The 21,047-nt window shown below is 65.6% G+C and carries 23 protein-coding genes; 14 read left to right on the top strand and 9 right to left on the bottom strand.

The features are described 5' to 3' along the window. Window positions 1-63: 63 nt before the first annotated feature. From NA5_RS27870 to NA5_RS27860, 3 genes are read left to right on the top strand one after another with little or no spacing between them, the layout of a single operon-like run. Window positions 64-1,551 (top strand): serine/threonine-protein kinase, encoded by a 1,488-nt coding sequence (locus tag NA5_RS27870; protein WP_062991256.1) that lies wholly within the window; start codon window positions 64-66, stop codon window positions 1,549-1,551. Window positions 1,552-1,588: 37 nt separating this feature from the next. Continuing rightward, window positions 1,589-2,806: a DUF7373 family lipoprotein gene (locus NA5_RS27865; RefSeq protein ID WP_157110672.1), complete on the top strand. Its 1,218-nt coding sequence runs from the start codon at window positions 1,589-1,591 to the stop codon at window positions 2,804-2,806. Continuing rightward, complete coding sequence (locus tag NA5_RS27860) at window positions 2,803-4,329, top strand: serine/threonine-protein kinase (protein WP_062991252.1); 1,527 nt, start codon at window positions 2,803-2,805, stop codon at window positions 4,327-4,329. The genes NA5_RS27865 and NA5_RS27860 overlap by 4 nt, the downstream gene beginning before the upstream one ends. A gap of 9 nt (window positions 4,330-4,338) precedes the next feature. Here NA5_RS27860 and NA5_RS27855 read toward each other — a convergent pair whose 3' ends face one another. Further along, window positions 4,339-5,769, bottom strand: a complete 1,431-nt coding sequence (locus NA5_RS27855; RefSeq protein WP_062991250.1) for an amidase — start codon at window positions 5,767-5,769, stop codon at window positions 4,339-4,341. A 160-nt stretch (window positions 5,770-5,929) separates the two neighbouring features. On the opposite strand from NA5_RS27855, the gene NA5_RS27850 reads away from it, so the two are divergent. Next, entirely contained in the window at window positions 5,930-6,796 is an 867-nt protein-coding gene (locus NA5_RS27850) for an alpha/beta fold hydrolase (protein WP_062991360.1), read from the top strand. Beyond that, window positions 6,783-7,385, top strand: a complete 603-nt coding sequence (locus NA5_RS27845) for a TetR/AcrR family transcriptional regulator (protein ID WP_062991247.1) — start codon at window positions 6,783-6,785, stop codon at window positions 7,383-7,385. Before NA5_RS27850 ends, NA5_RS27845 begins: the two co-directional genes overlap by 14 nt. Here NA5_RS27845 and NA5_RS27840 read toward each other — a convergent pair. From NA5_RS27840 to NA5_RS27830, 3 genes are read right to left on the bottom strand one after another with little or no spacing between them, the layout of a single operon-like run. Beyond that, on the bottom strand, window positions 7,382-8,146 hold the full coding sequence (locus NA5_RS27840) for a M15 family metallopeptidase (protein WP_062991245.1): 765 nt from the start codon (window positions 8,144-8,146) through the stop codon (window positions 7,382-7,384). The two genes, NA5_RS27845 and NA5_RS27840, sit on opposite strands and share 4 nt — an antisense overlap. Before the next feature lie 39 nt (window positions 8,147-8,185). Continuing rightward, a complete protein-coding gene (locus NA5_RS27835) occupies window positions 8,186-8,515 on the bottom strand; it encodes a type II toxin-antitoxin system PemK/MazF family toxin (RefSeq protein WP_062991243.1) in 330 nt (109 codons plus the stop codon). Next, on the bottom strand, window positions 8,512-8,718 hold the full coding sequence (locus NA5_RS27830) for an antitoxin MazE family protein (protein ID WP_062991240.1): 207 nt from the start codon (window positions 8,716-8,718) through the stop codon (window positions 8,512-8,514). The genes NA5_RS27835 and NA5_RS27830 overlap by 4 nt, the downstream gene beginning before the upstream one ends. Before the next feature lie 86 nt (window positions 8,719-8,804). Here NA5_RS27830 and recO point away from each other — a divergent pair, with 86 nt between their 5' ends. From recO to NA5_RS27790, 7 genes are all read left to right on the top strand, one after another. Continuing rightward, a complete protein-coding gene (gene recO, locus NA5_RS27825; RefSeq protein WP_062991238.1) occupies window positions 8,805-9,560 on the top strand; it encodes a DNA repair protein RecO in 756 nt (251 codons plus the stop codon). Window positions 9,561-9,719: 159 nt separating this feature from the next. Further along, a complete protein-coding gene (locus NA5_RS27820) occupies window positions 9,720-10,541 on the top strand; it encodes an isoprenyl transferase (RefSeq protein ID WP_157110677.1) in 822 nt (273 codons plus the stop codon). Window positions 10,542-10,554: 13 nt separating this feature from the next. After that, a complete protein-coding gene (locus NA5_RS27815) occupies window positions 10,555-10,983 on the top strand; it encodes a CesT family type III secretion system chaperone (protein ID WP_084484470.1) in 429 nt (142 codons plus the stop codon). Between the two features lie 84 nt (window positions 10,984-11,067). After that, complete coding sequence (locus NA5_RS27810) at window positions 11,068-12,021, top strand: ABC transporter ATP-binding protein (protein ID WP_062991233.1); 954 nt, start codon at window positions 11,068-11,070, stop codon at window positions 12,019-12,021. Window position 12,022: 1 nt separating this feature from the next. Beyond that, a complete protein-coding gene (locus NA5_RS27805) occupies window positions 12,023-12,802 on the top strand; it encodes an ABC transporter permease (protein WP_062991231.1) in 780 nt (259 codons plus the stop codon). 535 nt (window positions 12,803-13,337) lie between these two features. Beyond that, complete coding sequence (locus tag NA5_RS27795) at window positions 13,338-14,489, top strand: sensor histidine kinase (RefSeq protein WP_245672427.1); 1,152 nt, start codon at window positions 13,338-13,340, stop codon at window positions 14,487-14,489. Between the two features lie 81 nt (window positions 14,490-14,570). Further along, window positions 14,571-15,176, top strand: coding sequence for a response regulator transcription factor (locus NA5_RS27790; protein ID WP_062991224.1), 606 nt, complete (start codon window positions 14,571-14,573; stop codon window positions 15,174-15,176). 76 nt (window positions 15,177-15,252) lie between these two features. Here the strand turns inward: NA5_RS27790 and NA5_RS27785 are convergent, their stop codons facing one another. Continuing rightward, window positions 15,253-15,873 carry a TetR/AcrR family transcriptional regulator gene (locus NA5_RS27785; protein WP_062991356.1) on the bottom strand — a complete coding sequence of 207 codons (621 nt, stop codon included), beginning with the start codon at window positions 15,871-15,873 and terminating at the stop codon, window positions 15,253-15,255. Between the two features lie 102 nt (window positions 15,874-15,975). Between NA5_RS27785 and NA5_RS27780 the strand changes: the two genes are divergently transcribed. Beyond that, window positions 15,976-16,953 carry a hypothetical protein gene (locus NA5_RS27780; protein ID WP_062991222.1) on the top strand — a complete coding sequence of 326 codons (978 nt, stop codon included), beginning with the start codon at window positions 15,976-15,978 and terminating at the stop codon, window positions 16,951-16,953. A gap of 59 nt (window positions 16,954-17,012) precedes the next feature. Here the strand turns inward: NA5_RS27780 and NA5_RS27775 are convergent, their stop codons facing one another. From NA5_RS27775 to NA5_RS27765, 3 genes are all read right to left on the bottom strand, one after another. After that, window positions 17,013-17,972, bottom strand: coding sequence for a hypothetical protein (locus NA5_RS27775; protein ID WP_062991220.1), 960 nt, complete (start codon window positions 17,970-17,972; stop codon window positions 17,013-17,015). A gap of 113 nt (window positions 17,973-18,085) precedes the next feature. After that, complete coding sequence (locus tag NA5_RS27770; protein ID WP_062991354.1) at window positions 18,086-18,520, bottom strand: Fur family transcriptional regulator; 435 nt, start codon at window positions 18,518-18,520, stop codon at window positions 18,086-18,088. A gap of 2 nt (window positions 18,521-18,522) precedes the next feature. Continuing rightward, window positions 18,523-18,873 carry an ArsR/SmtB family transcription factor gene (locus NA5_RS27765; RefSeq protein ID WP_062991218.1) on the bottom strand — a complete coding sequence of 117 codons (351 nt, stop codon included), beginning with the start codon at window positions 18,871-18,873 and terminating at the stop codon, window positions 18,523-18,525. Between the two features lie 261 nt (window positions 18,874-19,134). Here NA5_RS27765 and NA5_RS27760 point away from each other — a divergent pair, with 261 nt between their 5' ends. Beyond that, complete coding sequence (locus NA5_RS27760; RefSeq protein ID WP_062991216.1) at window positions 19,135-20,526, top strand: glycine--tRNA ligase; 1,392 nt, start codon at window positions 19,135-19,137, stop codon at window positions 20,524-20,526. Window positions 20,527-20,605: 79 nt separating this feature from the next. Here NA5_RS27760 and NA5_RS27755 read toward each other — a convergent pair whose 3' ends face one another. After that, the gene (locus NA5_RS27755) at window positions 20,606-21,004 is read right to left on the bottom strand and encodes a DUF1707 domain-containing protein (RefSeq protein WP_062991214.1); all 399 of its coding nucleotides are present in this window, start codon (window positions 21,002-21,004) and stop codon (window positions 20,606-20,608) included. Window positions 21,005-21,047: the final 43 nt, after the last annotated feature.

Raw genomic sequence — 21,047 nt, 5'->3', positions numbered from 1 at the left:
CTCCGGGCGACCGCATCGCGTCGGAAGGGTCCTGACGCTGCTCGGCTGGTTGGAGGCTCGGCTGTGGACGTGGGTGCGGTATTCGCCGGGTACCGAATCGAACGTCGGCTCGGGTCCGGCGGTATGGGCACCGTTTACCTTGCCCAGCATCCGCGGCTCCCGCGCAAGGATGCCCTGAAGCTCCTTTCCGACGCGCACACCGATGATCCGCAGTTCCGGGCGCGATTCCTGCGCGAGGCCGAAATCGCCGCGCAGCTACAGCATCCCAATCTCGTCGCCGTGCGAGATCGGGGTGAGCACGACGGGCAACTCTGGATCGCCATGCAGTACGTGGACGGCAGCGACGTAGCCGAGTTGATCAAGCGGGGTCCGGACCGGCTCGGCATCGAGCGCGTCGCCGGAATCGTCGCTGCGGCGGCACACGGCCTCGACGAGATCCACCGGGCCGGCCTGTTGCATCGTGATGTGAAGCCCGCCAATATCTTGATCGCCGAACAGGACGGCGGGCCGGATCGGGTGCTGGTCACCGACTTCGGAATCGCCAGGGCCGCAGACGATTCGACGACACTCGCGGCCAGCGGTGCGACCACCGCGACGTTGGCCTATGCCTCGCCGGAACAGATCAGCGGTGATCCGATGGACCGGCGCGGCGATGTCTACGCATTAGGTTGCACGCTGTTTCAGCTGTTGACCGGCTCGGTTCCATTTCCACGGGACAGCCCGGGGGCGGTAATGTACGCGCATCTGAACGAGGCGCCGCCACGTCCGTCGCTCGTGCGGCCCGGCGTGCCGAGCGCGTTCGATGCGGTCATCGCGACGGCGATGGCCAAGAATCCGGAAGACCGGTACCCGAGTTGTGGCGCGCTCGCGGCGGCGGCGACTCGTGCCGCCCTGGTGAGCGGTGACCTCACCGACCGTATGTCGCAGATCGGCCGCAGCCGCGCTCGGCGGCGGGGTCCGCTGGTCGCGGCGGCAATGCTGGTGATCACCGTTGTGGCGGTGCTGATTTCGACATTCCTCATGGCCGGTGCCGACCCACCGGTCACGACCCCGGCGATCACCACCGACACCCCGCGTCCGACGAGTGTGAATGCCGCCGAGTGGGGCGCCTACGCCTATATCGTGCAGGCATTTCCGGAACTGCTGCCGCCCTCGCCGCTGGCATCAGGCTATCGAGATGCCGCCGGGTGTGTGCCGTTGGATAATGACAACAATGCCGTTTCCTTCGATGAGACCGCCGCACAGGGCAGGATTTTCTGCATCGGGACCTGGGATCCGGTGCGAACCATGGCGGTCACCTGCAACGCCGATCGGTCGCCGATGTATCCGGGACATTTCTTCGCCAGAGTCGAGGGCGACGAGCGTTGGGTGCGCCCCTCCGGTAGCGGCTGGGTGAACTGGGGTACCGATATCGAATTCGACGGCAAAATCATGGGACAGTTGGAGGTGTATTTCGACGATCCGGGCCGCAACTTCTGTGCTGTGCGGATACACGGCGGTACGTCGGGTACCGACTTGCACGACAAGTGGTGGACCGATGCGCCACTGTGACGATGAGCGGAACCGAATCTTGCGGATACTTACTGCCGTGGCCGTTTCGGTGTCCACGGTGGCCCTGATGACCGGCTGCACGATATCGGGTCAACCGACGCGGGAACGACTCGACTTGCGTTCGCTCGTCGGCGGATACAGTCTCCAACCACTCGGCGCGCCGTCGGTCGCCAGCGAAAGTTACGGCCGCACACTCGAATCGGTGCGGATGGGGGAAGCGGCCGTCGATCCACTGGCGGTGGATCCGGCACTGACCTTCGGCTTGAACGGCTTTCCCGCCGTACCGGTGCCGACCCCGGCCATAGCTGTCGCCTTTTTGGCGGCGCCGGTTCGAGCCGTCCTCGAGAAGCGCAGGATGCTGGCCGGTTTCGCGATCGGGGCCAGCGATAGGGCGGCCGATCGCGTACCCGCGGTCGGCGCAGCCCGGTTGCTGACCGTCGTGTTGCTGCGCTTCCCGGATGCCGACGCCGCCAGGCAGGCTGCCGAGGAGATCGACGCCGTCGACGCCGCGGTCAGTCCGGAGAATGTGGCCGTAACCATCCCGGAATATCCGGCCGCGCACGGTCATTGGCGGCCGAATGTGCCGACGATCGCGGCATCGCTGGCCCACGAATCATTCGTGATCACCTTGCTCGCCGGGCATACCGCCGCGGATCTCGGAGCCTTGACGGGTGCGGCGCGCAAGGTATTCGACGCACAGTTGCCACTGCTCGGCGAGTTCGCGGCCACGTCGCCCGTCGAATTCGCGGGACTGCCACTCGATCGCGACGGCATGCTCAGCCGTATGGTGCCGAAAGCGCCGGGACGGTGGCCGTATCCGGCCGTTACCTTCGGCACCCGACAACAGAATGCGGGCTGGGACAGCCAGATTCAGGCCAGTGGCGTCGTATACGGCCCGCGCGCGACGCAGTTGTTCCGTGGCACCGCCAAGCCGGGTGCGCCGGAGTCGATCGCCTTCAACGGGTTGGATGCGCTGGTGCGCTTTTCGAATGCCGCGGCCGCGCGCCAGTCGTTCGAAAAAGGGAAGAAGGCGGATACCGAGCAGGGGCTGCGCGGTATCGCCGGTCCGGCCGGTGTACCCGATATCTCCTGTACGCAGGCGGCCGCGGCCAGTGCCACCTACCCGTTCAACCTGATCTGCCGGATTCTGTACGGGCGTTATGTCGCAACGATTTTCGGTAGGCAATTGACCGACTTCCAGCAGCGGGCCGCGGCACAATACGCCGTCCTGGCAAACAGCGAGCCCGCGACATGACGTTCGTACCGGGCACGGTGTTCGCCGGGTACATCATCGAGCGCGTGCTGGGTGCGGGCGGGATGGGGACGGTGTACGTCGCGCGCCATCCCAGGTTGCCGCGCCGCGACGCACTGAAAGTGCTGTCGGACACGCACAGTGGTGATGGCGAGTTCCGTGCCAGATTCATTCGGGAAGCCGAACTGGCGGCCCGGCTGGACCACCCCAATATCGTCGCGGTGCACGACCGGGGCGTTGCGGAGGGTCATCTCTGGATCGCGATGCAATTCATCGACGGTTTCGACGCGGCCGCGCTCATCCGCCGCGGCGCCGCCGAACTGCCGCCCGAACGGGCAGTGCATATCGTCGTGGAGGCCGCGCGCGGACTGGATGCGGCGCATCAGGCCGGATTGCTGCATCGCGACGTCAAGCCGGGAAATATTCTGCTGCACGCTCAACCTGGACAGCCGGATCGGGTGCTCGTCACCGACTTCGGTATCGCCAGGTCCGCCGGGCAGGCGACGGTACTCACCGAGGTGGGTTCGGTACTGGCGACACTCGCCTACGCCGCGCCGGAGCAGCTCATGGCGGGCGTGGTCGACCACCGTGCCGATGTGTACGCATTGGGCTGCACGCTTCACGAATTACTCACCGGCACAAAGCCTTTCCCCCGTGATAGCACCGTCGCGGTGATGCAGGCGCATATCCAGGACACGCCACCGCGACCGACAGCGATGAATCCGGCACTGCCACCGGCGATCGACGATGTGGTTGCCCGCGCGATGGCGAAGAATCCGGACCATCGATTTCCATCCTGTGGTGCGCTGGCGGATGCGGCGGTAGCGGCTCTGCACGGTCGGCCGACCGAACCGGCGCCCCCGATACCGCCTCCGGCGCGCAAGTCGCGGCGGAAGTTCGCGGTCGCCGGTGTCGTTGGGGCGGTCATCGTGGCACTCGCCATTGTGGGTGCGGTTGCGCTGCGCGGCGGTTCATCCGGCCGATCCTCCGGTCTCGCCGCCCCGGTGCCGAGCACGTCGATGCCGAGCGCTATATCGGCGACCGGAACGGCGTCATGGGGCAATTACAGCTATATGGCTCAGGCGTTTCCGGCACTCCTGCCGTCGAGTCCGTTCAGTAGCGGGTATCAGGGCATCCGATGTGTCGCAGTCGATGCGAACGATAAACCCGTCGACGTGAACCGGCCCGCCGCTGCCGTGGGTCATCTGTCGTGCACCGGTAACCGGGATCCTGTCGTGATGATGTTGTTGTCCTGCAATACGAATCGAGATCCGAGCACCGTGCAGCCGTTCACGGATGCGGTCACGGTCGGTGATGAGCACTGGCAGCGCTCATTCGGGGACGGCCGGTTGATCTGGTCCGATACGACTACCGCGCCGAATGATCCCAACGGCGGTAATCGGCCGATGGGTGTCATGCAGGTCCAATTCGACGATCCGGCCCGCAAGTTCTGCCGGTTGCAGGTCTATGGCGGTAATTCCGGGCGGGACCTGCACGACCGCTGGTGGCCGGACGCACCGATCTAGTGGTAGGTCTCACCACCAAGTATCCGGACGGTGGCACTCCCAGCGAAGTTCTGATTCCAGTTGTGCCGCAACGGAAACCAACAGCGGCTCGGTGTTCGCGGTGCCCATGAGTTGCGCGCCGACCGGTAGCCCGTTGTCGGTGAAACCGGCGGGGACGTTCACCGCGGGCCAGCCGAGTACATTCCAAGGCCAGGTATACGGGCAGGCAGCCGTGATGAGGTCGTTGGTGGCGTTGACTCCGATGCCGTCGATTTCTTCGGCGCGCGGTGGTGGAGTGGCGGTGGTCGGGGCGAGCACCAGATCGTAGTCTCGGAAGAAGCCGCCGATTCGCTTGTGCAGCAACGTTTCCGCCTGCCGCGCCGCGAACAGCGCGGGGCCGCTGAGCGCGCGGCCGAACCAGACGTTCGCCGTGGTGCGCGGGTCAACTTGTATGCCGGGCATTTTGTCGTAGACGTGGCTGACGCCCGCCAGCGAACGCGGCAGGAAGGACGCGCCGATCATGATGCCGTAGTGCAGGTCCGCCACCGTTACCGAATGACCGAGGCGACGCAATGTGGTGGCGATGTGCTGCACCGCGACCTGCACTTCTGGATGCAGTGCGGTTCTGGTGGCGGTGAACGGGATTCGCAGCGAAAGGGCGATGCGCAGTCGGCCCGGATCGCGGCCGACGGCATCGGAGACGGTGAGCGGTTCGGGGGTGTGCAGGTCGCCGGGATGTGGTCCGGCGGCGGTGTCGAGCAGCAGTGCGGCATCGGCGACTGTGCGGGCCAGTGGTCCGTTGACGGTGAGGCCGTGGAACGCCTCGGCCGCTGGCCACGTGGAGATGCGGCCGCGCTGTGGTTTGATGCCGACGAGGTTGGTCCATGCGGCCGGGATGCGGACCGAGCCCGCACCGTCGGAACCCAGTGCGGCGGGTACCAATCCGGCCGCGACGGCGGCCGCGGAACCGCCGGATGAGCCGCCCGGTGTGTATTCGGCACCCCATGGGTTGCGGGTGTGGCCGAAGGCTGCGCCGCTGGTGAACGGCAGTTGGCCGAGTTCGCAGGTATTGGTCTTGCCGACGATCACCGCACCGGCCGCGCGCAGCCGTCGAACCGCTTGCGCGTCTTCGGTTTTCGGCGGGAGATCGCCGCCGCAGCCGAATGCCGTCGGCTCACCGGCGATATCGGTGTCGTCCTTGATCGCGATCGGCACACCCAGCAGGGGGAGCCGTTCACCCGCGGCCAAGCGCTCGTCGGCAGCGGCGGCCTCGGCGAGCGCCTTCTCGCGCCGGACGATGCGGAAGGCGTTGAGGGTCGGCTGGCTCGCCTCGATCCGGTCCAGGGCGGCGCCGACCGCGGCCACCGAGCTGATCCTGCCCTGCGCGAGTGCGGCCGCGAAGTCGGCGAGGCCGAGTTCGGCGGTCTCGAATGGGCGCAGGCTTGCCTCGGGCACCGTCATGTGAGCTCTGTCTCCTTCGATCTTTCGTTGCACGGTAGCGCGGAGCTGGTCAACCGTCCACATCGGCTGCCGAATTTCCACCCCAGGTAGGAGACCGAGGGGTGGACATACATACGGTATGTATGTAATGGTGGACGCACTGCCAACACATGGAGGAACCATGGGAATCAGTACGTCACTCGGGCGCCCGCATGAGGTGGATCTCCCCGGCGGCCGCATTCGGTATCACGACACGGGGGAGGGCGCGCCGGTCGTTTTCGTGCACGGCCTGCTCGTGAACTCCGATCTCTGGCGCAATGTCGTCCCCACCGTCGCGGCGGCGGGTTATCGCTGTCTCAGTCCGGACCTGCCGCTCGGCTCGCACGAAATCCCGGTCCCCGCAGCGGATCTCACGCCCACCGGGGTCGCCGATCTGATCGCCGACTTTCTGGAGCGACTCGACCTCACCGACGTCACCATTGTCGCCAATGACACCGGCGGCGCGATCACCCAACTGTTGCTGACCCGTCGACCGGAGCGGATCGGCCGCGTCGTGCTGACCTCATGCGACGCCTACGAAGCATTCTTCCCGCCTGCCTTCGCGGCGCTGCCGGTATTGGCGCGGGTGCCAGGCTCGCTACGGCCGCTGACCGAGTTGATGCGGATTCGTCCGCTGCATCGGCTGCCGATTGCCTTCGGCTGGGTGACAAAGCGCCCGGTCCCGCCGCAAATCGCCGACTCCTACCTGCGGCCGAGTCGGAATTCGGCGGCGATCCGCAAGGATCTGCGGCGGTTTCTGAAGACCGTGCATCGCCGCTACACCCTCGACGCCGCCACCCGATTCCCGTCGGTGCGGGTTCCGGTGCTGATCGTCTGGGCCCGCGAGGACAAGATCTTCCCGGTGAAGTTCGCCGAACGCCTGGCCGCGGACCTGCCGAACGCGACCCTGAAGTTCATCGATGACTCCTACACCTTCCTGTCCGAAGATCAGCCCGAGTTGCTCTCCGAAACGATTCTGGAGTTCACTCGGGCGCATGCAACGCCGTAGTCAGGAGGATCGCTCCCGTGCCACCAGAGCCGCGCTCGAACAAGCCGGTCGCCGGTTGTTCGCCGAGCGCGGCTTCGCGGCGACCTCGGCCGAGGAACTCGTGACCGAGGCGGGGGTCACCCGCGGCGCCCTGCACCACCACTACGGCGATAAGCGCGGCCTGTTCCTGGCCGTGCTCGAACAGATCGAGGTCGAGACCACGCAGGAAATCGAAAACGCCATCGGCGCAGGGGATCCCGAGGACATTCTCACCTCGATGGCCATCGGCCTGAATGTCTTCCTGGAGATCTGTCAGCGCCCGGAAATGATCCGTATCACGCTGTATGACGGTCCTGCGGTCCTCGGCTGGCAGGCGTTTCGTGAGTTCGAGGCGCGGCACGGGCTGGGCTTGGTCATCGCCGAATTGGAACGCGCCCGCGACGCCGGACTGATCGCGGATGCGCCGATTCCGGTTCTCGCCCAGCTGATCTTCAGCGCGGTCACCGAGGCGGGGTTGATCGTTGCGCACGCCACCGATAAGGCGGCCGCGCAGGCGCAGGCTCAGCAGTCGCTGATGCTGCTCATTGGTGGAATTCTGCGAACGCCCTAGTGGATGGGGAAGTCGAAGTAGGTATTCGGGAAGGGTTCGTTCTTCAGGGTGAAGTGCCACCATTCCTCGGCGAGATTGGTGAAACCGTGCTCGGCCATCACATTGGTCAGCAATTCCCGCATCGCGCGCTGGGTGGCGCCGACCGAGAGGTTGGCCGTGTGGGCCAGCGGATCGAAGCAGTCGTAGCCGGTCCCGAAGTCCAGGCTGTTGTCGCGGAAGCGCTGGTCGGCGGGCAGTGTGCAGGCGCGCAGCGGATCACCGGCGTGATACTGCTCCTGATCGGCGGGCGGCAGCGCGACGATCGTGAGATCCACAGTGCTGCCCCGGCTGTGCCCGGACTTCTCCGCAATGTATCCGTCCCGGAACAAATCGGCCTTGTCGACTGTCGGATAGAACTCGGCGCGCATCTTGGTATCGCCGAGATCCTTTGCCCAACTGACGAATTGGTCCACCGCGCGCTGCGGTCGATAGCAGTCGTAGGTCTTCAGCCCGAGCCCCATCGGCCGCAATTCCCGCTGCACTTCCGCAAGCGCCCCGCCCGTCTCCTTCGTCAACAAGCACTTGGACGCCTCATACCCATTGATCGGCCCACCGATGAAGTTGTGCTCCCCGAAGTACCGCGCATCGACAACGATCGTCGGATCCAACTCCGTCACCGAAACGAACGCCGTCTCATCGGCCGCGGGCGCATTCGGGTCGCCTGCACAACTCGCAGCGGCGACAACCGCCAAAACCACTGAGCAGAACCGAATTCCGCGCATCCGCAGAGCATACCGTGGTGGGGCAGCGATACCGTCCGATCAGTCCGCGATGCCGAGGAATACTACGAGATATCGGTCTATGCGCAGCATGTCTGGTTTCGATGCTTGTCCGATGCGGTGCCTCAGCTTGTCGCGCGGTGCAGTCGTGACCTTGTCGACCATGACGTAACTCGTCTGGCGCAGGCCGTTCTCCTCACTGGGTTCCATCATCACGCGAGCCAAGGGTGCGTCGATGCTGTCTGAGGTGATCGGGCAAACCGTCACCGATGCGGTGCCATCGAAAGCATCGCTTTGGACGATGATCACCGGGCGGGGTTTCCCTGTGTAGCCACTGCCGGTGGCGATGGTCCAGAGCTCTGCGCGCCTCACTCGTCATCCAGCGGATAACTGATGGCGTCGACGAATGCCTGGTCTTCGTGCTCGTACGGATTATCAGCGAGTAGCACTGATTGCCGGTGCGCCTCGTCCAGGAACTGGGGGCTGCGGGTATCCGGGACCCAGATTTGGATAGGCCGGAGTCCTTGTTCGCGCAACCGGTCACGGTGGGCTTGTACCCGATCCTTTGCCGCCATAGGTTACATGTTACGCCGGAAAGGTGGGTGCTCGAATGCGCCGTGCCCGGGGGTCGGGGGTCGGGGGTTCGTGGGAGGATGACGGTGTGCGGTTGTACAGAGACGAGGCGGTAGTGGTTCGCCAGCACAAGCTGGGGGAGGCGGATCGCATTGTCACGTTGTTGACACGGCAGCACGGGTTGGTGCGGGCGGTGGCCAAGGGGGTGCGGCGGACCAAGTCGCGGTTCGGGGCGCGGTTGGAGCCGTTCGCGTATGTGGACGTGCAGCTGCATCCGGGGCGCAATCTCGACACGATCACCCAGGTGCACACCATGGAGGCGTTCGCCGCCGATATCGTCGACGACTATGGCCGCTACACCACGGCCTGCGCGGTACTGGAGACCGCGGAGCGGCTGGCCGGTGAGGAACGCGCGCCCGCACCCAAGCTGCACGCATTGACCGCGAGCGCGCTGCGGGCGATTGCCGCCAAACAGCGCCCGCACGAGCTGATCTTCGACGCATACCTGTTGCGCGCCATGGGTTTTGCCGGTTGGGCCCCCGCGCTGGACGAATGCGCGCGCTGTGCGACACCCGGCCCGCATCGCGCCTTCCACGTCGCCGCCGGTGGCGCGGTCTGCGTGCACTGCCGCCCACCCGGTTCGGCCACCCCGGCCACGGGCGTGCTCGACCTGCTGATCGCCCTGCTGAAGGGGGAGTGGGATTACGTCGAGCAGGTCCCCGAACAGGTCCGCAGGCAGGCCAGCGGCCTGGTCGCGGCGCATCTGCAATGGCACCTGGAACGTCAGCTGCGCACCCTGCCGCTGATCGAGCGGTCGACCGCGGAGTCGGTGACCGCTGGGTAGGTGGGCTGACGGCTCCGTGCTCCGGCGATCAGGTGCGTTGGGTGAGCGCCCATTTCTCTGGCCATTCGGAGGACTCGAACGGGTCTGCCCCGAACACCACACACTTGGGCTGACCTCGGCACAATCTCTCCACAACCATCGGGCAGGATAGTTGCCGTGATCCTCCGTCGAGACTCTGCCGCGCCGACCAGGTCGACCAGCGCACGGTCGGGTGCCGAACGCACCGTCCGTCCGCCGTCGCCGCATCCATCGGGGGCGACGCCGCCGGAACTGCCCGCGGAGTTGGTGCCCAAGCATGTGGCGCTGGTGATGGACGGCAACGGTCGTTGGGCGCAGGAGCGCGGGTTGCCGCGCACCGCGGGGCACGAGCGCGGCGAGGCGGTCCTGATGGACACCGTCGAGGGCTGCATCGAGATCGGCGTGAAGTGGCTCTCGGCCTATGCCTTCTCCACCGAGAACTGGCGGCGCAGCCCGGAGGAGGTGCGCTTCCTCATGGGATTCAACCGGGATGTCATCCGCCGCCGCCGCGACGAGATGCACGAAATGGGTGTGCGGGTGCGCTGGGCGGGGCGGCGACCGCGCCTGTGGCGCAGCGTGATCAACGAACTCGAGACCGCGCAGGAGCTGACCAAGGACAACACGGTGATGACCCTCACCATGTGCGTCAACTACGGCGGGCGTGCCGAAATCGCCGATGCGGCAAGGGAAATCGCGCGCCGGGTGGCAGCGGGCGAGATCGATCCGGAGCGGGTGACCGAGGCGACGGTCGCCAAATATCTGGACGAGCCGGATATGCCGGACGTCGATCTGTTCCTGCGGCCCTCCGGCGAATTCCGCAGTTCGAACTTCCTCATCTGGCAGTCGGCCTACGCCGAATACGTCTACCAGGACACGCTGTTTCCCGATTTCGACAGGCGCAACTTGTGGGAGGCCTGTCTCCAGTACGCTTCGCGTGACCGCCGCTTCGGGGGGACCAAGTGAACGGCGGCAGCAAATGAACGGCGGCACCGAGATGGACGCAGCAGTCACCCCCGAACAAGAGCTACAGGCCCGCGCCGGTGCCTGTCTATCGCTCTATGACGTCGACGTGCGGGTCGACCCGGAGGGTTCACTCGGTTTCGAGTACGAGGGCGCGCTGTGCTCGTTGCGCGCGGTGACCCTGGCGCCCGGCCTGGATGTGCTGACGCTGACCTGTGTGCTGGCCTGGGATCGTCCGCTCAAGCCGCAGCTGCACAAGCGAGTCGCCGAGCGCAACAGCGCGATTCAATTCGGTTCGATCACCCTGATCACCCGCGGCAACCAGGCCGATGTCATGTTGCGCTACACCTTCCCGGCTGCCGGGCTGGACGATCAGGCACTGGCCACCATGCTGCTGCTCGTGCTCTCCGGCGCGGGTAAGGCGAGGCAGGGACTGCTGCCCTGAACCGCTGACCGCATGACAGATGTCATGGCGGGTTCGTGACACTCGTGCGAGGTATCGGACCCCGGTTCGCGTGACCGTTGAGTCATGACATCGACACTGACATCCACGGCCCTGTTCGCCGCGGCGGGCGGCTCGGGCAGGCACCGGGCAATCGAACTACGCGACCTGCACAAGAGCTTCCGACTCCCCGGCGGCGGCGAGGTGCGTGCCGTCGACGGACTCGACCTTATGGTCGCGCCGGGGGAAATCGTCGCTTTCCTCGGCCCCAATGGCGCGGGTAAGACCACCACCATCGATATGCTGCTCGGACTGGCTACGCCGGACTCCGGCAGCGTCCGGGTCTTCGGCGGATTACCGTCGGAAGCGCTTGCGGCAGGCCGCATTTCGGCCGTCCTGCAATCCGGCGGGCTATTGCCCGATCTGACCGTCGCCGAGACCGTGCGACTGGTGGCCACGCTGCACGCGCATCCGCGGGCGGTCGATGAGGTGCTCGCGCGGGCCGGTATCGCCGATATCGGCGGGCGGCTGGTCGGCAAATGCTCGGGCGGGCAGAAGCAGCGCCTGCGCTTCGCGCTCGCGCTGCTGCCGAATCCGGACCTGATCGTGCTCGACGAACCGACCACCGGCATGGATGTGGAAGGTCGCCGCCAATTCTGGAATGCGATGCGCGAGGACTCCGATCGCGGCCGCACCGTCGTGTTCGCCACCCACTACCTCGACGAGGCCGACGCATACGCCGACCGAATCGTGCTGGTGCGCGCGGGCCGGGTGGTCGCCGACGGCAGTGCCGCCGAGATCAAGAACCTGGCCGCGGGACGATCCGTCAGCGCGACCTTGCCCGCTGCCGATCCGGCCCGGCTGCTCACCGTCCCCGGCATCGATGATGTCGAGCTGCGTGGCGACCGAATCATCGTGCACACCAAGGATTCCGATGCCGTCGCGCGCTACCTGCTCACCCAGACCGCCGCGGTCGATCTGGAAATCACCTCGCACAATCTCGAATCCGCATTCCTTGCGCTCACCACCGGAGACAATTGATATGACCATCCTTGCCCCACAAGCCGTTCCGGCGCGTCACCCGCTCGGTGGCTTCAGTCTCGGCTTCCTGCGTCTGGAACTGCGCCGCATGCTGCGCAATCGCCGCACCATGATCTTCACGCTCGTCATGCCGCCGCTGTTCTTCGTCATCTTCGGACTGCAATCCGATTACCGGACAGAGTCTTTCGGCTCGGGCAATGTGACCGGCTATGTGATGGTGTCGATGGCGGTGTACGGCGCGATGCTGGCCACCACCAGCGGCGGCGCGATGGTCGCGATCGAACGCGCACAGGGGTGGAGTCGCCAACTGCGGCTCACTCCACTGCGTCCCGTCGCTTACATCGCCACCAAAGTCGCGGTCGCGATGGTGCTCGGCTTGGCCTCGGTCACCGCGGTCTTCGTCATCGGCGGAATCTTCGGTGCCCACCTGACCGTCACCGCCTGGGTGAGCTGCTTCCTGCTCGCATGGATCTGCTCACTGGTCTTCGCGGCCTTCGGCCTTTTCGTCGGCTACCTGCTGCCCTCGGAAAATGTCATGCAACTGCTCGGCCCCGTCCTCGCGGGCCTGTCCTTCGCGGGCGGCCTGTTCATGCCGCTGCACGGCTGGTTCGAAACGGTCTCGAAGATCTTCCCCACCAACGGCGTCGCCACCTTGGCCCGCATGCCCTTCGGCGACACCGGCGCCGGATCGATCGCCCTGGCCATCCTCAACGTCATCGCGTGGGCCACGATCTTCGTCTTCGGCGCCGCCACCCTGTTCCGCCGTGACACCGCCCGCTGAACTATCTGACGCCTGCCCCGGCCGCCTGCCTTTCATGGGTCGGCGGCTACGCCGGGCGACTCGTTCGGCGCCGGGCGGCTGTGCTGGCCATGCGATGCCAGGCCCACGCGAGGGCGGGCGACCGCGCGGTGCGCAAGCCCGGCGAATCGACCGTGCGGCATGCGGGACTGTGGCGACGATTCAGGGTGGCGGTCGGCCGTGCCGCCCGGGCTGGCCAAACGATGCCCGGCGGCCATGTCGTGCCGTGCGGTCCGGGAAGTCCGGTGCGATTCGACTATGCGGCGCGGGGGGCGTTATGAGGGCGCTGAAGGGGCCGGTCGACGGGGGCCGGTCGTGCGGGGCGACTTGGCCGCGCGATGCCGGGCGGCTGTGCGGCGGCGAATGAGGGTGACGTCATGCGAGTGATTCGGGCTAGGCCAGGGGTACCTGCGGTGTCGGGCGGTGCATGTTCGGTAGCGTCGAGCCTTGTGATCGACCACTGTGCGGGCAATCTGGGCCGAGATTCGGCGTGCGCGCTGTCGGTGTGGGAGTGGGCGTGAAGTCGGTGCTGCGGGGTGGTGTGGCCGCCGAATTGCTCGATCGGGTGGTGCGGGATGGGGGGATCGGGGCGAATGTCAAGCGGCGCGGGTGGTTCGGCGGGTTCATGTCGGTCATCTGGCTGTCGTACATGGTCGGACCGATCATCCAGAGCTGGCAGGACGCCGATCAGCCGACCGCGAGTCTGGCGACCGCGGCGCTGCTCGTGTACGCCGCGCTGATCGTCGGTTCCTTCATCGTTTTCCAGCGCACCAACCGCCCCAGTCCGTTGATAGAGCTGCCGGTCGACCGGCGCATATGGCCGGTGCTCGCCGGTATGACAGCCTGTAGCGCGGGGTTGGTGGCGTTGCTCGGCGCGATCGGGTTGCCGACCTTGATCTTTATCGGCGTGATCGCGATCTTTCATATGCCCTCGCGCGAATCCGGCTATGTCGCGTTCACGGTGACGCTCGCGATGTTGCTCGTTCCGGTGCTGTTGCCTGGGCTGTCCGGGACGCCTTTCTACGTGTCGTTCGTGCCCGCCCTGATCTGGGTGGCCAGGCAGCTGGGCCTGCGCGGCGAGCGGTTGGCCGAGCTGGCCCGGCGGCAGCAGGCCGAACTCGCGATCGTCGAGGAGCGCAATCGGGTCGCGCGTGACGTGCACGATATCCTCGGCCATTCGCTGACCGTGATCACCGTGAAAACCGAACTCGCGCAACGCCTTATCGAGGTGGATCTGACGCGGGCGAAGTCCGAGTTGGCCGATGTCGAGCGGTTGGCGCGCGAAGCGTTGGCGGGAGTGCGAGATACCGTCGGCGGTCTGCGCGAGGTATCGCTTGGCGGTGAATTAGCCAATGCGCGGACCGCATTGGCGGCCGCCGATATCGACGCCGACCTGCCGGATTCCGTGCCCGATACGCGCCACAGTGAATTATTCGGTTGGGTGCTGCGCGAGGCGGTCACCAATGTGATCCGGCACAGTGCCGCACGACACTGCACCGTCACGGTGACCGATACGAGCATCGAGGTAGTCGACGACGGTCGCGGGCTGGGAACCGGCGAATCCGGGTCCGGACTGTCCGGCCTGCGCGAACGGGTACGAGCCGCCGGGGGAACATTGACGCTGTCGTCCGAGGGAGGTGTACGTATTCGTGCAACTGTGCCCGAGTAATCCGGAAACGGGCATGCACTTTTCGCGCCATGATTCGGCCGAAAGTGCCCGCCCATTCACGTCGACGAAGGACCACCTCGCATGATCCGCCTGCTCCTCGCCGACGACCAGGCACTTGTCCGCGGCGCACTCGCCGCACTGCTCGGCCTGGAATCCGATCTGGAGGTTGTCGCGGAGGTCGGTCGCGGTGACGAAGTCCTGGACGCGGTCGCGCGCACCACACCCGATGTGGTGCTGCTCGATGTGGAGATGCCCGGTATGGACGGCATCGCGGTCGCGGCGCAACTGCATACCGCCCATCCGGATGTCCGCATCCTGATGGTCACGACCTTCGGTCGCCCCGGCTACCTGCGGCGCGCAATAGATGCTGGCGCAAGCGGATTCGTCGTGAAGGACACTCCCGCCCGCGAGCTCGCGGATGCGGTGCGTCGAGTCCACATGGGCCTACGTGTTGTCGATCCCGCCCTCGCCACCGAAACCCTGACCGTCGGCACCTCGCCACTGACCGCCCGCGAACGCGAGGTCCTCGCCGCCGCTGCCGACGGTGCCACTGCGGGCGCCATCGCCAAACAGCTGCACCTATCGGAAGGCACCGTCCGCAACCACCTTTCATCCGCCATCGGCAAAACCGGCACCACCACCCGCGCCGAAGCGGTCCGCGCCGCCGAACGCCACGGCTGGCTCTGAAGACCGCTCCCGCACAACCAGTGACTGCCTCGCACAAGGTGTGCCTTATGCGAGGCAGCCACTGGATATGCGACGCCTAGGAATCGACCGGCTGGACGGCGGGCTCGCCATAGGGCAGCAGCGCGGCTACGCCGCGAGCCAAGGTTTCCGGGTTCACATCGCCGACGATCAAGTGCTGCAACATGAATCCCGGCACCAGGCCGATGATCGCCGTCGCGACCGCGTGCACATCGGTATCGGGCGGTAGCCAGCCGACCTCCACCATGCGCTCGGTGTACTCGGTCCACCGATCCCGCATCGCGAGCACGGCGGATTTGACGTATTCGGCCGCCTCGTCGTCCACCAGTGCCAGCGCCCACGCCTGTGGCGCGAGCCGGACATGACCGTCCGGACCGCTGTGCGCGACCATGTGCTCGGCGACGATCCGGAGCACCTGGGCCGGGGTCGGCAGCGGATCGGACCGGATCGCCCTGGTCATGGTGGCGCGTAGCTCGACCGTGGTATCGGTGGCCAGTGCGGCGATGATGTCGTTCTTGCCCTTGAAGTAGCGGTAGACCGCCCCGGCCGACAGACCCGATTCGGTGAAAATGTCCTGCATCGAGGTCTCGTAGAACCCCTTGCGGGCAAAACAGAGCTGCGCGGCGTCGAGAATCTGCTGCCTGCGACGTTCCAGGTGTTCTTCGCTGACTCGGGGCATGGCTCCAAAGTAAAACGAATGCTCGTTCTTGACAAGCGGGATGGGCCGTGCGACGGTATCCACATCGAAAGAGAACGGTCATTCGATTTTCGGGAGAACGTCATGAATACGATCCAGCGGGCGGTCGGTGTCGGCGTCGCCGCGGCCTTGCTCCAGGCATTGATGTTGATCGCCTTCGCCTGGCCCGCAGCCCATATCGCCCCGCGCGATCTGCCCATCGCCGTCAGCGGCCCGCAGGCCGCAGTGGTGGCCGACAAACTGACCCAGCACGATCCGGATGCCTTCGATATCAGCAACCCGGCCGACGAAGCGGCGGCACGCGCGGCGATCGAGAACCGGGACGTCTACGGCGCCATCATCACCGGCGGTGGCGCCCCGCGGGTATTGGTCGCCTCCGGTGCGAGTCCTGTTGTGGCACAACAGCTCACCGCGATCGCCCAGCAGCTGTCCGGTGCGCCGGTGACGCCGGTGGAGGATGTGGTGGCCGCCGATCCGGACGATCCGCGCGGGGCCGCTTTCGGTGCGATGGTCTTGCCGCTGGTGATGTCCGGTATCGCGGCGGGTGTCGTACTCAGCCTGTTGATTCCGTCGGTCGGCGGTAAGGCGATCGGCCTGATCACCTTCGGCATCGCGGGCGGGCTGTTGAGCATCGTGATCATTCAGACCTGGATGTCGGTGGTCCCCGGTTCCTACCTGACGCTGGCGACCGTCGCCGGTCTGGTGTCCTTCGCGGTCTCCGGTACGGTCGTCGGCCTGTCCACCGCGATCGGCCGCGCGGGCATCGGCGTCGCCGCATTAACCATGCTCCTGGTCGGCAACCCGTTCTCGGCCGCGACCTCGGCTCCGGAACTGCTGCCGCAGCCGTGGGGCGCCGTCGGCCAACTGCTGCCGCCCGGTGCCGCCGCCTCACTGCTGCGCTCGGTTGCCTTCTTCGACGGTGCGGCCGCCACCAAACCGCTTGTGGTCCTGACTATCTGGGCTCTCGCAGCCCTGGTCCTGCTGGGTTTCGGCGCACTTCGCGGACGGCGTCCGAGTGCGGAACCCACTCCGGTCCGCTCCGGCGATCCGGTCGCCGTCTGATCCTGAAATCGACTGCAGGCCACCACTACTCGGCAGTGGTGGCCTGCATCGTCGGATGGTCAGGAGATGGTGAAGGAGAAGTTCGGGGCGCTCCCCTCACCCTTGTTTGCGTCGTAGGTCACCACGTAGGTGCCGGTGGCCGGGGACGGAACCACGAATACGACGTAATTCTTCGCGTTGTCGATGGTTTCGTTGGTATTCAGCAGTTCGTTGATCGGTCCGCGGATATCGGCCGGAATCGTTTGGCCGTCCGGGGTCTTCACAGTGAAATAGTCGTAGAAGACATTCAGCCCGCCCGCGGAGATCCCGGGTCCGCCAATGATCTTGATGCGCAACGACAGATCCATCTTGTCGCGCTCGTTCTTGGTGTAACTCGGAGCCAGTGTGCCGCCGGTGATTTCGATCGTCGTCTGATCCTGCACCAATTTGCCGGTGACATTCAGCGTCTTCGGTGCGACACCTTCGACCTGGGCCGAGGCCTTCAGCGGAATCTTGGTCTGGTTATCCGAGGCCTGTCCGTAGATCACGGTAATGGTGTCGAGCAGGTGCTCGGCATCGTGCAGCGTCTTGACCGACGTGGTGACTTTGCCGGTGGCCGAACCCTTTCCGGGCACGGTCGGCGAGTCGAAGCTCGCGCCGCCGTCGACCTCCTTGTCGACCTGCAGGTAGGTGTTGTTGCTAATCGTCTTGTTGTCGGGGGTGGTGTTCTGGTAGGTGATATCGATCAGCACCTTGGCGCCGCCGAATTCGTCGGGCACCACGGTCGCCTTGTCCACCGTGATATCGAAGCCCTCGTACCATCCGGTCTTGCCGATAGCCCGAACGGTCGACTGACCGTTTTTCGCGCCCGGCTGACCCTGTCCGATGGTGCTCTGCGCGGACGCCGTCGTGGTCGGCCCGGACGTGGGGTCCTTGTCGTTGCACGCGGTCATGAGCAGGGCGGAACTGCCGATGAGCACGGCCACCCCGGTTGTGGTGAATTTCCGGCGTTTGTCCGCCGCGAAAATGGTCGATCGCACGCTGCCTCCCAGAAGATTTCGATCTCAGTGCGCGACGCCCGGAACCCCCGGACGTTATGTGAGTCGCAGTGAAATCTTCCTCGGCGCCAGTGCTGTTAACTATGTGACCACGGTCACACTCGGGAGCGGTCCACTTTCGCGCACTCGCAGCAGGTTCCGAAGATCTCCATGGTGTGGCTGACCTCGGTGAATCCGTGCTCGCCAGCGATGGTGTCGGCCCACGCCTCCACCGTAGGGCCCTCGACCTCGACGGTGCGTCCGCAATGTCGGCAGACCAGATGGTGATGGTGTCCGGTGGAGCACTGGCGGTAGACGGATTCGCCGGTGTCGGTGCGCAGTACGTCGACGAGTCCGGCATCGGCCAGTGACTGCAGGGTGCGGTAGACAGTCGTCAATCCGATGCCCTCGCCGCGGCGGCGCAACTCGTCGTGCAACTCCTGCGCGGAGCGGAACTCTTCGATATCACCGAGCAGTGCGGCGATCGCACTGCGCTGGCGGGTACTGCGAATGCCAACCGGCTTTTCCGGCAAGGCCGTCTTATCTGGCACGATCACCCTTCCTCGGCATGGGCCACGGCATCGACCACGATATGCGCCAGGTGGTCGTCGACGAGTTCGTACAACACTTCGCGGCCGGAGCGTTCCCCGTGCACCACGCCCGCCGACTTCAGGATCCGCAGATGCTGGCTGACCAACGGTTGGGTGACACCGAGAACATCGACCAATTCGTGCACGCAGCGCGGCGATTCGCGCAATTGCAGCACAATGGCGATGCGCACCGGGGCGGCGAGGGCGCGCAGCAGCTCGCCCGCGTCCTCCAGCACGCTCCGCGTCGGCACCGGCACCGGCGCGGGTGATCGGTACGGGTTGTGCGGGTGGGCGGTGGCGGTCTCAGCGGTCATCGAACCAACTCCTTATTGGAAAGCGATTCCATTTTGATATGCACAGTTGCGCATGTCAAACGAGCACGCCGACTGACGCCGCAGAACTGACCGATTCGAGTCGGCGAATCACGTCGGCGACTACTAGACGTGTGCGGTGGAAGATCGCTCGGCCCCAGCCGATAAGCTATACCGAATCCTATTAGTTACGGCGTACAGAGCATCGGGCCTGCCCGATCCTGCCGATCCGAATCCGACTCGTAGTGGATGGAGAATTCTCGAGTGGCACCCAAGTCGAAGGTGGACACCGTTGCCAACCTCGCCAAGCGCCGGGGTCTGGTGTACCCGTGTGGTGAGATCTACGGCGGCACCAAATCGGCGTGGGACTACGGTCCGCTGGGTGTCGAGCTCAAGGAGAACATCAAGAAGCAGTGGTGGCGTTCCATGGTCACCAGCCGCGAGGATGTGGTCGGCCTCGACTCGTCGGTGATTCTGCCGCGTCAGGTGTGGGTCGCCTCCGGCCACGTCGGCGTGTTCAACGATCCACTGGTCGAATGCCTGAACTGTCACCACCGGCACCGGCAGGACCACCTGCAGGAGGCCTACGCGCTCAAGCACAAGATCGACGATCCGGACTCCGTCTCGATGGAGCTGGTGGTGTGCCCGGACTGCGGCACCGTCGGTCGCTGGACCGAGCCGCGTGACTTCAACATGATGCTCAAGACCTACCTCGGCCCGGTCGAATCCGAAGAGGGTCTGCACTACCTGCGCCCCGAAACCGCGCAGGGCATCTTCATCAATTTCGCCAATGTGATGACCACCGCGCGCAAGAAGCCGCCATTCGGCATCGCGCAGATCGGCAAGAGCTTCCGCAACGAGATCACCCCCGGCAACTTCATCTTCCGCACCCGTGAGTTCGAGCAGATGGAGATGGAGTACTTCGTCAAGCCCGGCGAGGACGAGGAGTGGTACAAGTACTGGATCGAGACCCGGCTGTCCTGGTACACCGACCTCGGCATCACCCCCGAGAACTTGCGACTGTTCGTGCACCCGAAGGACAAGCTGTCGCACTACTCGGCGGGCACCACCGATATCGAGTACCGCTTCGGTTTCCAGGGCAATGAGTGGGGTGAGCTGGAGGGCATCGCCAACCGCACCGACTTCGACCTGAAGACCCACTCGGAGCATTCCGGCAATGACCTGAGCTACTTCGATCAGACCACCAACGAGCGCTACACGCCGTATGTCATCGAGCCAGCGGCCGGATTGACCCGCTCGCTGATGGCGTTCCTGGTCGACGCCTACACCGTCGACCAGGCGCCCAATGCCAAGGGCGTCATGGAGGAGCGCATCAGTCTGCGCCTGGATCGCAGGCTCGCGCCGGTGAAGGCGGCGGTGCTGCCGTTGTCGCGCAACGCGGATCTGACGCCGAAGGCGAAAGACCTTGCCGCACAGCTGCGCAAGAGCTGGAATGTCGAATTCGACGATGCGGGCGCGATCGGCCGCCGCTACCGGCGCCAGGACGAAATCGGCACGCCGTTCTGCATCACCGTCGACTTCGACACCCTCGAAGACCAGGCGGTCACCGTTCGCGAGCGCGATTCCATGGCGCAGGAGCGGATCGCGCTGGACAAGGTCGAGGGCTATCTGGCGCAGCACCTCATCGGCGCCTGAGTTCGATAACGTCAACGCCCTGTCGCACTGCGGCAGGGCGTTTGTCGTTGGACCGAGATTGCCTGTGCCGCAGGCGAATTCAACGACGGTCCGGTTTCCGGTTGGACTGGAGGATCAGCCCGATCCCGCTCGGGATCAGCAGCGCGCACCCCCACGGGACCGCGACCCAGAACGGCCAGAAGTATCCGGCGCCGGTCGCTAGCCAGATCGTGAGGCACAGTGCGTTCACCGCGACCCATGGAATCCACATGATGATGACCCACTGCGGCACGCGTTGAGCCGTGGGCACCGCTTTGCGCGGCACGGGCAGGTCCGACAGCAGCGGACTCAGCTCGCCATAGGTCTTGGCGGCATACACCTGTTTGAGTCGGTCGTCGTATTCGTGCAGAGACAACCGGCCGTCGTTCATCGCCACCCGCAATTGTTCGGCGATTTTCTCGCGGTCTGCGTCCGATGCCCGCAGCCTTTCCTCACCCACGGGTGTCAGCTTAAGGGCTGACGGCGTCGGTGGCAGTGCGTCT

This window comes from Nocardia anaemiae NBRC 100462 (assembly GCF_001612725.1).
In the GTDB taxonomy this organism is placed as follows: Bacteria; Actinomycetota; Actinomycetes; order Mycobacteriales; family Mycobacteriaceae; genus Nocardia; species Nocardia anaemiae.
Note: the sequence above shows the minus strand (reverse complement) of the source record. Positions and strands in the feature narration are given on the sequence as shown.